The organism is Methyloceanibacter sp., assembly GCF_058506495.1.
In genome coordinates this window covers 1-1,862 of record NZ_JBZMXT010000182.1, presented here as the reverse complement: position 1 = coordinate 1,862, position 1,862 = coordinate 1, and the positions used below count along the sequence as shown (strand labels likewise).

1 protein-coding gene is annotated in these 1,862 nt (G+C 58.4%); it reads left to right on the top strand.

From position 1 onward, the window contains the following. The coding region (locus AC33YF_RS13835; protein WP_491777797.1) for a peroxidase family protein at positions 1 to 1,190 on the top strand (1,190 nt) is incomplete at its 5' end. Between the last annotated feature and the right edge of the window lie 672 nt (positions 1,191 to 1,862).

The following is a 1,862-nucleotide window of genomic DNA, read 5'->3' as shown; positions in this document are numbered from 1 at the left end:
ATCTACTCTTCAAGTACGAGTGGGAAGTGAAGAAGTCCCGCGCCGGTGCATGGCAATGGGAACCCATCGATATCGCAGAGGAAGACAAAGTCCCCGATTCGACCGACCCGTCGATCAAGCACAACCCAATGATGACCGATGCCGATATGGCGATGAAGGTTGACCCTATCTATCGCGAGATCTGTGAGCGCTTCCACAAAGATCCTGAGTATCTCGCCGATACATTCGCCCGCGCCTGGTTTAAGTTGACCCACCGAGACATGGGTCCCAAGGCCAACTACCACGGACCGTTCGTTCCCACTGAAGACCTGGTCTGGCAGGATCCGATCCCGGCCGGTCCGACGGACTACGACGTCGCAGCGGCTAAGGCCAAGATCAACGCCAGCAGTCTAACCAGCGCCGAGATGATCGCCACTGCATGGGACAGCGCTCGGACCTATCGCGGCTCGGACATGCGCGGCGGTGCCAACGGCGCCCGTATCCGCCTCGAGCCGCAGAAGAACTGGGTCGGCAACGAGCCCGAGCGGCTGGCCAAGGTGCTCGGCATTCTCGAGCCTATCGCAGCCGAGACCGGTGCTTCCGTGGCCGACCTTATCGTCCTGGCTGGGAATGTCGGCATCGAGCAGGCGATAAAGGCTGCGGGTCATGATATCGCCGTGCCGTTCGCACCCGGCCGGGGCGATGCGACCGATGAGCAGACCGACGCCGACAGCTTCTCGGTACTTGAGCCCTATGCCGACGGCTTCCGAAACTGGCAGAAGGAGGAGTACGCCGTTAGCCCTGAGGAGCTCATGCTCGATCGGGCTCAGCTTCTGGGCCTGACCGGCGCAGAGATGACAGTGCTTGTGGGCGGTCTTCGAGTGCTTGGCGTCAACTTTGGTGGTTCGAAGCACGGCGTCTTCACCGAGCGTGAAGGCCAGCTGACCACCGACTTCTTCCAAACGATCACCGACATGACCTATAGGTGGGTCCCGCTGGAAGAGGACGGAACCTACGAGTTACAGGATCGCAAGACGGGCGAGGTCAAGTACACTGCGACCAGCGCAGATTTGGTTTTCGGTTCAAACTCGATCCTGCGCGCCTTCTCCGAAGTCTATGCACAGGACGATAATGAAGCGAAGTTCGTCCGTGACTTCGTTGCAGCGTGGACGAAGGTTATGAACGCAGATCGTTTCGACCTTCTGTCGTGATACACGTGGAGGCCCGGGCGGGCGTTAGCTTGCCCGGACCTCGCAATACCCGTATAGGGCGAAAAACTAGACTCAGACACCGTCGCTATTACGCTCGAATTTGGTTCTTGATGTCAGCTGCCAGACTGTCACTGGCTGTAGGAGGGCATGATGTCCACTCCTGGTACCTGGCGGACATCACACTGGCAACGGAGCGCGTGCGATTTTACCCCTGAGCAAAAACCCAACGTGCCAGATCAAATGATTTCATCCTCATCGAACAATGGATCTTCCTCCAATTGGCCAGAAAGACGATCAATCGTTTCCACAGGGGCATCGTCGGGTCGGATCTTGGCCACGTGAAAGAGGCCATCGGCTTCGTTGACGACAGGAAGATTGGGACGACCAATAGGCCTGCTTCACCTGCACGATCTGCGGTTACTGATGGCAGAGGCGGTTTCGCCGCGAGGTCGGGCGTTATCCCCGCCGCGAGTCTCTCGGGCGGCACTTAGGGGTCAACATTTCCGGTGGCGACGGGAAGTAACGCGCAATGTCCGTTTTGAGCGGTAAAGCGGACATGTGGAATCTGCTCGACGAGGTCCGCTAATGACCCAAAGCGGACCCTCGAGATAGGGATGAAAAGGCATGGCATCGGAAATGAGGCCCCGACACCATGCCATCTGCCTATGCAGC